Genomic DNA, 8,021 nt, shown 5'->3' on the forward strand with positions numbered 1-8,021 from the left:
CTTGAACCACGCCGCGTGACGGGTCAGGTCACGACCAACGGTCGTGACCTACCCGGCGCGCCGGCCATAAACGATCACGTCCGCGCGGTAGATCACGACCGTTGGTCGTGATCGCGTTCAGCGGGCCAGGCCTTCCAGCAACGGAACGCCATGCGCTTCCATGCCGCCAACGCTCAATGCGCCCTCGGCCATGTCGAGCGGCAACACCGCCAGCGCCAGGTCCCCGGCCACGCTGGCCACGGTGCCCACCGCCGCGCCGTTCTGCTCGACCTTCGCCCCACTGGCGGTGCCATCGGCCACGCGCAGCAACTGCAGGGCGCGCTTGGCCTTGCCCAGGAAATGGGTGCGCGCCACGATTTCCTGGCCCGGGTAGCAGCCCTTCTTGACGCTGTAGCCGTTCAACCGGTCCAGGCCCAGCTGCTGCGGGGTCCACTGTTCGCGCTGGTCGGCGGCCAGGCGCGGCACGCCGTAGCGCAGGTCGGACTGGCGCCAGGCCAGTTCGAACGCGGCATCGACCGGCGGTGCATCCGCCGGCGTGGGGGCGATCTTCAGGGTGCGCAGCAACGCATCGCTGCCCACATCCAGCTCCAGTGCATCGCCCTCCAGCGCAATCGCTGCGCCAGACGCCGCTTCCGGCGCGGTGAAGCTGCCCGCCACCGCCAGATCGGTGCGCACCTCGATCTTGACCTTGCGGCGGAACACGAAGCGCTGTAACTGCGACGCAATCGCATCGGCGTCACCATCGGCCAGCACCAGCAGGACATGTTCTTCGTCCAGCCGAAGCAGCTGAAACACAGCAAGGGTGCGGCCCTTGGCGCTCAGCCAGGCGCTCCACTGCCAGTGCCGCAGGGGCAGGGCAGTGACATCGCTGGCGAACTGGGCATGGGCGAACGCCGCCGCTTCCACGCCGCGCAGGCTGAGCAGCGCGTGACCGGAAAGGCGCGGAAAACCACTGAAATCGAAGGGTAGGTTGTCAGGCACGTGAACGGGGTCTAAAATTTGTGCGTTGCGAGACCACCCATGATAGGCCAAACAACCCCCACTCCCGATATCGATCCTGAAGCCCCGCTGGTACCGGAGGAGCAGCCGCTCGCCGATACGCCGGTGGTGCCTGTGGAGATCGGTGGCCGCGGCGGACTGGATCCGGTGCGGTATGGAGATTGGGAAAAAAACGGACGCTGCATCGATTTCTGATCAGCATTGAGCCAACGCGGCAATTGTGCCGCCCAGCCGAGACAACGAGCCCAGCGAATGGCCGCCAGAGAACGTCCCCTTTCCCCGCACCTTCAGGTGTATCGCTGGCAGATTCAGATGGCCACCTCGATCCTGCATCGAGCCACCGGCATCTTTCTGTCTGTTGGAGCCCTGATCATCGCTGGCGGCCTGCTCGCCCTGATGATGGGTCCTGAATCCTGGAACTGCTTCACCGGCCACGCCGGCAGCTGGTATGGAAAGCTGTTCCTGTTCGCATGGACGTGGTCGTTCGCCTACCACCTGTGCAATGGCCTGCGCCATATCGTGCAGGACTTCGCGATCGGCTTCAGCATTCCCGCCTTCGTGCGCAGCAGCTGGATCTCGGTGTTCGCCAGCCTGGTGATCACCGCGCTGGTCTGGGCTTACGTCTTCCTGGGAGCCACCGCATGAGCAAGTTCCGTACCCCGCTCAAGAACGTGCGTGGCCTGGGCGCCGCCAAGACCGGCACCGAGCACTTCGTGATGCAGCGCCTGACCGCCACCGCGCTGGTCCCGCTGACCATCTGGTTCCTCGTCTTCGTGCTGAGCCTGGTCAACGCCGATTACGTGACCGCCGCCGACGCGGTGTCCAAGCCGTGGAACGCGGTGCTGCTGGTGGGCTTCCTGGTGGCCATGTTCTGGCACGCCCAGCTGGGCCTGCAGGTCGTGCTGGAAGACTACATCCATAATTCGTTGCTGGCCCTGGCGCTGCAGACCACGGTGAAGTTCATTGCCGTGCTGGGCGCGATCGTCAGTGTTTTTGCGGTCGCCCGCATTGCGCTCGGCGTTGCCTGAGTCAGGCACCAAGACAGGAATCCAGAGTAGATGTCCGCTTACAAGATTACGGAACACAAATACGACATGGTCGTGGTGGGCGCCGGCGGCGCTGGCCTGCGTGCCACGTTCGGCCTGGCCGCCAAGGGCCTGCAGACGGTCTGCCTGACCAAGGTCTTCCCGACCCGTTCGCACACCGTGGCCGCGCAGGGCGGTATTTCCGCCGCGCTGGGCAACATGGGTGAAGACGACTGGCGTTACCACTTCTTCGACACCATCAAGGGCTCGGATTGGCTGGGCGACCAGGACGCCATCGAATACATGTGCCGCGAAGCGATTCCGGCCATCATCGAACTGGAACACTACGGTGTGCCGTTCAGCCGTACCGAAGACGGCAAGATCTACCAGCGCCCGTTCGGCGGCATGACCACCAAGTACGGCGAAGGCCCGTCCGCGCAGCGCACCTGCGCCGCCGCCGACCGTACCGGCCACGCCATGCTGCACACGCTGTACCAGCAGTCGCTGGCGCACAACGCGCGCTTCATGATCGAGTACTTCGCGCTCGACCTGATCTTCGATGAGGAAGGCGTCTGCCGCGGCGTGCTCGCGCTGGACATGGCCGACGGCTCGCTGCACCTGTTCCGCGCCCATGGCGTGGTGCTGGCCACCGGCGGCTACGGCCGTGCCTACTTCAGCGCCACTTCGGCCCACACCTGCACCGGCGACGGCGGCGGTCTGGTCATGCGTGCCGGCCTGCCGATGCAGGACATGGAGTTCGTGCAGTTCCACCCCACCGGCATCTACGGTGCGGGCTGCCTGATCACCGAGGGCGTGCGCGGCGAAGGTGGCATCCTGCGCAACAGCAACGGTGAGCGCTTCATGGAGCGCTACGCACCGCATTACAAGGACCTGGCCTCGCGCGACGTGGTGTCGCGTTCGATGACCATCGAAATCCGCGAAGGCCGCGGCGTCGGCGAGCACAAGGACCACATCCTGCTCGACCTGACCCACCTCGGCCCGGGCGTGATCGACGACAAGCTGCCGGGTATCGCCGAAAGCGCGCGGATCTTCGCAGGCGTGGACGTGCACAAGCAGCCGATCCCGGTCATCCCGACCGTGCACTACAACATGGGTGGCATCCCGACCAACTACCACGGTGAAGTGGTGCGCAAGGTCGGCGACAATCCCGATGCCGTGGTGCCGGGCCTGTACGCCATCGGCGAAGCGGCCTGCGTGTCGGTGCACGGCGCCAACCGCCTGGGCTCCAACTCGCTGCTCGACCTGGTCGTGTTCGGTCGTGCGGTGGCCAACCGCTGCGCCGATACCATCAAGCCGGGCCAGCCGCACAAGACCCTGCCGTCGGATTCGTGCGACAAGGCGCTGGGCCTGCTGGACAAGCTGCGTTACGCCAACGGCGACACTCCGACCTCGGTCATCCGCGACCGCATGCAGCGCACCATGCAGAACGACGCAGCGGTGTTCCGTACCAGCAAGACGCTGGAAGAGGGCTGCGCCAAGATGTCGGAGATCTTCGACTCCTTCCAGGACGTCAAGGTGTCGGACCGTTCGCTGGTGTGGAACTCGGACCTGATCGAAACCTACGAGCTGAACAACCTGCTGCTCAACGCGGTGGCGACGATCAACTCGGCCGAACAGCGCAAGGAAAGCCGCGGCGCGCATGCGCACGAGGATTTCCCGGACCGCGACGACGTCAACTGGCAGAAGCACACGCTGGTCAACGTCGACGACAACGGCAAGTGCAGCTTCGATTACCGCCCGGTGCACATGTACACGCTGAGCAAGGACGTGGACGTGGTCCCGCCCAAGCCGCGCGTCTACTAAGCGCCATGCGGATCGACTTCCTCACCTTCCGAGCCAGCCGCGCCTGCCCTGCAGCGCGAGCCGCCTGAGCCAACGAGAACAGCCATGGCCGAGTTTTCCCTCCCCAAGAATTCCAAGATCGGAAAGGGCAAGCACTTCCCCGCCAAGAGCGGCACGAAGAACGCGCGCACCTTCAAGATCTACCGCTGGAGTCCTGACGACGACAGCAACCCGCGGACCGATACGTACGAGATCGATCTGGACACGTGCGGCCCGATGGTCCTGGACGCGCTGATCAAGATCAAGAACGAGATCGACCCGACCCTGACCTTCCGTCGTTCGTGCCGCGAGGGCATCTGCGGTTCGTGCGCGATGAACATCGACGGCACCAACACGCTGGCCTGCACCCGCGCCATTGCCGACTGCGGCAAGGCCGAAGTGCCGATCTACCCGCTGCCGCACATGAGCGTGATCAAGGACCTGGTACCGGACCTGACCCACTTCTACGCGCAGTACGCCTCGATCAAGCCGTGGATCCGCACCCAGACCCCGCCGCCGCCGGACCGTGAGCGCCTGCAGTCGCCGGAAGACCGCAAGAAGCTGGATGGCCTGTACGAGTGCATCCTGTGCGCGTGCTGCTCGACCAGCTGCCCGAGCTACTGGTGGAACGGCGAACGTTACCTGGGCCCGGCGATCCTGCTGCAGGCCTACCGCTGGATCGTCGACTCGCGCGACGAAGACACCGGTGCGCGCCTGGACGACCTGGAAGACCCGTTCAAGCTGTACCGCTGCCACACCATCATGAACTGCGCCCGCACCTGCCCGAAGGGCCTGAACCCGGCGCTGGCGATCGCCGAGATCAAGAAGCTCATGATGGCGCGCCGCGCCTGATTCATTGCGGCCGGATAGTCCTCCGGTCGGAACAATGATCGTAGAGCCACGCCCTGCGTGGCTTTGCCATATCTGGGAACCCGAAATGGACGAAGCCACCCTCCTCAAGAAGCTCCGCTGGCGCTGCCGCCGCGGCATGCGCGAACTGGACCAGCTGTTCGAGCGTTACCTCGACCGCCAATGGGGCACTGCACCGACCGACGAGCGCGACGTTTTCCTGCGCCTGCTCGACTGCGAAGACGATAAGTTGTGGCGTTGGTTCATGGGTTACGAGGAATGCCCGGATGCCGATCTCGCCGCCCTCATCGCCCGGATCCGCGCCCTGCCGGCTTGAGTGGCACCCCTCGCGCTGGCAGATCGCCGCGCACGTTCTGTTTGCACTGCTGATGCCGTGGGTAGCCATCGTCAGCGCGCTGCCGACCGCCGCGCAGTGGCCGCTGGGCCTGGCGGCCGGGGCAGGGACGGCCTGGCAGGGCTGGCGGCATGCCCGCCGCCGGCCGCGTGCCTTCGTCATCCCCGCCGGTGACGCCCCGGCCCAGGTCGATGGCCAGCCGGTGGATGCCCTGGCACTGCATGACCGCGGTCCGCTGCTGCAGCTCAGCTGGCGCCAGAACGGCCGCCGCCAGGCCTGCCTGTTCTGGCCCGACACCCTTCCACCGCCGCGCCGACGTGAACTGCGACTGGCGATCCAGGCCCGTCCCATTCCGCGTTCACCTCCGTGATGGCACCATAGGGTGAATTGTCCGGCGTACCTGCATGTTCAAACCCATACCAGTAGCCATCGGCCTGCGTTACCTGCGGGCCAAGCGCCGCAACGGCTTCATCTCCTTCATCTCCATGGCCTCGATCCTCGGCATCGCGCTGGGCGTGACCGTGCTGATCACCACGCTGGCGGTGATGAGCGGTTTCCAGAAGGAAATCCGCGACCGCCTGCTGCAGATGACCGCGCATACCACCATCACCGCCGACGGCGCGCCCATGGCGAACTGGCAGCATGCGGTGGACGTGGCCCACAAGGATCCACGCGTGGCCGGCGCCGCGCCGTACATCGAGATCCAGGCCATGCTCAGCGGCGCCCGCGTGCAGGGGGCCATCGTGCAGGGCATCGACCCGGCGCTGGAGCCGGCGGTGTCGGTGATCAACACCAAGCTCAAGAAGGGCAGCTTCGACAGCCTGAAGGAAGGCAGCTACAACCTGCTGGTCGGCCAGGAACTGGCGATCTGGCTGGGCGTGGATGTCGGCGACACCGTGCTGGTAACCCTGGCCGAAGTGCAGGGCACCCCGATGGGCGCGATGCCACGGCTGAAGCGCTTCACCGTGAGCGGCATCTTCGAGGCCGGCTACAACGAAATCGACCGCGGCGTGGCCTACGCCAACATGGCCGACCTGGAGCGCGTGCTGCGCATGGACGGGGTCACCGGCGTACGCCTGAAGCTGCATGACATGGACAAGGCGCTGGACGTGGGCGTGGACCTGGCCCACAACCTCAGCGGCGGCTACCGGGTCAGCGACTGGACCCAGCAGAACGCCAACCTGTACCACTCGCTGCGCATGGAAAAGGTGGTGATGGGCATCCTGCTCTCGCTGATCATCGCCATGGGCGCGTTCAACCTGGTGTCCTCGCAGGTGATGCTGGTCACCGACAAGCAGGCCGACATCGCGATCCTGCGCACCCTGGGCCTGACCCCGGGCGGGGTGATGCAGGTGTTCATGGTGCAGGGCTCGCTGATCGGCATCTTCGGTACCGTACTCGGCGTGGTCGGCGGCATCACCCTGACCTTGAACCTGGAGCGCATCCTCGGTGCGATCGAGACGCTGTTCAACGTCAAGCTGCTGCCCGAAGACGTGTATTACATCACCGGCCTGCCGACCGACATGCAGACCCCGGACATCGTCATCATCACCGTCATCGCGCTGGTCATGAGCTTCCTGGCGACCCTGTACCCCGCGTGGCGCGCTGCCCGCACCCAGCCGGCGGAGGCCCTGCGCTATGAATGAGCCGATCAACCGCGGCGACGAAGTGATCCGCGCGCAGGGGCTGGCCAAGACCTACGCCGAAGGCCGCATGCAGACCCCGGTGTTCAACGGCCTGGACCTGAGCGTGGCCGCCGGCGAGACCGTGGCCATCATCGGTGCCTCCGGCGCCGGCAAGAGCACGCTGCTGCACCTGCTGGGCGGGCTGGATACGCCGACCGCCGGCGAAGTGTTCGTGGCCGGCAACCAGATGTCGTCGCTGTCCGACAGCCAGCGCGGCCGCCTGCGCAACCGCGCGCTGGGCTTCGTGTACCAGTTCCACCACCTGCTGCCCGAATTCACCGCGCTGGAAAACGTGATGATGCCGGTGCTGCTGGGGGGCGAGGAGGTGGCCGATGCCCGGTCACGCGCAAAGGCGCTGCTGGAATCGGTGGGCCTGGGCCATCGCCTGGAGCACAAGCCGGGCGAGCTGTCCGGTGGCGAGCGCCAGCGGGCCGCCGTGGCCCGTGCGCTGGTCAATCGCCCGGCCTGCGTGCTGGGCGACGAACCGACCGGCAACCTGGACGACAAGACCGCTGCCACCGTGTTCGAGTTGATGCTGGACCTCAACCGGGCCCACCACACCAGCCTGGTGCTGGTGACCCACGACCGCAGCCTGGCGCGCAAGCTGGACCGCGTGCTGGAACTGCGCGAAGGCCGGCTGCACGCCCTGGCCCACGCCGAGGTCTGAGCTGGCAGCTGAACAGCCGCCAGTCCGCGCCTGCGGGCCGGCGGCGGCGGGTGCATGATCGCCTTGTTCCCCACCGCGGAGGTGCCATGAAGACGCTTATCGCCATCGTTGCAATGGGCCTGGTGCTGGCCGGCTGCGCCACCGGCCGGCTGACCAGCGCCGAACGCCTGGAGCTGTATCGTGCCCACGCGGGCCCGCCGCAACCGTCGATGCGCTACTTCGGCTCGCTCAACGGCTGGACCGAGCTGGGCGACAGCGCGCTGGCGGTGTGGACCCGCCCCAGCGAGGCCTACCTCATTGAGCTGCGCGGCCCGTGCTACGGGCTCAGTTACGCCACCGCGATCGGGCTGACCAGCCAGACCGGCCAGGTGTCATCGCGCTTCGACCGGGTGCTGGTCCGCGATCCCAACCACGGCCCGAGCGTCCCGTGCTTCATCGGCTCGATCCGCCCGCTCGACGTCAAGGCGCTGCGCTCCTCGGAACAGGAAATGCGCCAGGCGCAGGTGCAGGAGCGCGAAGCGGGGCAAACACCGCCGGCGGAATGATGTAGGTGCCGACCGTTGGTCGGCACATTGGTCGCACGACCAACGGTCGTGCGC

General features: G+C 66.4%; 11 protein-coding genes. 10 read left to right on the forward strand and 1 reads right to left on the reverse strand.

Annotated elements, in window-relative coordinates:
* Positions 1-117: 117 nt before the first annotated feature.
* The gene (locus QMX79_RS18410) at positions 118-981 is read right to left on the reverse strand and encodes a folate-binding protein (RefSeq protein ID WP_282248069.1); all 864 of its coding nucleotides are present in this window, start codon (positions 979-981) and stop codon (positions 118-120) included.
* A 39-nt stretch (positions 982-1,020) separates the two neighbouring features.
* On the opposite strand from QMX79_RS18410, the gene QMX79_RS18415 reads away from it, so the two are divergent.
* The 10 genes from QMX79_RS18415 (at position 1,021) to QMX79_RS18460 (ending at position 7,967) form a co-directional block, all read left to right on the forward strand.
* A complete protein-coding gene (locus QMX79_RS18415) occupies positions 1,021-1,194 on the forward strand; it encodes a DUF1674 domain-containing protein (protein WP_282248070.1) in 174 nt (57 codons plus the stop codon).
* 57 nt (positions 1,195-1,251) lie between these two features.
* Positions 1,252-1,644, forward strand: a complete 393-nt coding sequence (sdhC, locus tag QMX79_RS18420) for a succinate dehydrogenase, cytochrome b556 subunit (protein WP_282248071.1) — start codon at positions 1,252-1,254, stop codon at positions 1,642-1,644.
* A complete protein-coding gene (gene sdhD, locus QMX79_RS18425) occupies positions 1,641-2,027 on the forward strand; it encodes a succinate dehydrogenase, hydrophobic membrane anchor protein (RefSeq protein WP_282248072.1) in 387 nt (128 codons plus the stop codon). The genes sdhC and sdhD overlap by 4 nt, the downstream gene beginning before the upstream one ends.
* 30 nt (positions 2,028-2,057) lie before the next feature.
* Positions 2,058-3,848, forward strand: coding sequence for a succinate dehydrogenase flavoprotein subunit (sdhA, locus tag QMX79_RS18430; protein ID WP_282248073.1), 1,791 nt, complete (start codon positions 2,058-2,060; stop codon positions 3,846-3,848).
* Positions 3,849-3,932: 84 nt separating this feature from the next.
* A complete protein-coding gene (locus QMX79_RS18435; protein ID WP_282248074.1) occupies positions 3,933-4,718 on the forward strand; it encodes a succinate dehydrogenase iron-sulfur subunit in 786 nt (261 codons plus the stop codon).
* Between the two features lie 85 nt (positions 4,719-4,803).
* Positions 4,804-5,052, forward strand: a complete 249-nt coding sequence (locus QMX79_RS18440; protein WP_282248075.1) for a succinate dehydrogenase assembly factor 2 — start codon at positions 4,804-4,806, stop codon at positions 5,050-5,052.
* Between the two features lie 52 nt (positions 5,053-5,104).
* A complete protein-coding gene (locus QMX79_RS18445; RefSeq protein ID WP_282248076.1) occupies positions 5,105-5,440 on the forward strand; it encodes a hypothetical protein in 336 nt (111 codons plus the stop codon).
* Positions 5,441-5,474: 34 nt separating this feature from the next.
* Positions 5,475-6,716, forward strand: a complete 1,242-nt coding sequence (locus QMX79_RS18450) for a lipoprotein-releasing ABC transporter permease subunit (RefSeq protein ID WP_282248077.1) — start codon at positions 5,475-5,477, stop codon at positions 6,714-6,716.
* Entirely contained in the window at positions 6,709-7,422 is a 714-nt protein-coding gene (gene lolD, locus QMX79_RS18455; protein ID WP_068851023.1) for a lipoprotein-releasing ABC transporter ATP-binding protein LolD, read from the forward strand. The genes QMX79_RS18450 and lolD overlap by 8 nt, the downstream gene beginning before the upstream one ends.
* An 86-nt stretch (positions 7,423-7,508) precedes the next feature.
* Positions 7,509-7,967, forward strand: coding sequence for a DUF6491 family protein (locus QMX79_RS18460; protein ID WP_282248078.1), 459 nt, complete (start codon positions 7,509-7,511; stop codon positions 7,965-7,967).
* Positions 7,968-8,021: the final 54 nt, after the last annotated feature.

It is taken from the genome of Stenotrophomonas sp. PS02300, assembly GCF_029959395.1.
GTDB lineage: Bacteria > Pseudomonadota > Gammaproteobacteria > Xanthomonadales > Xanthomonadaceae > Stenotrophomonas > Stenotrophomonas maltophilia_AD.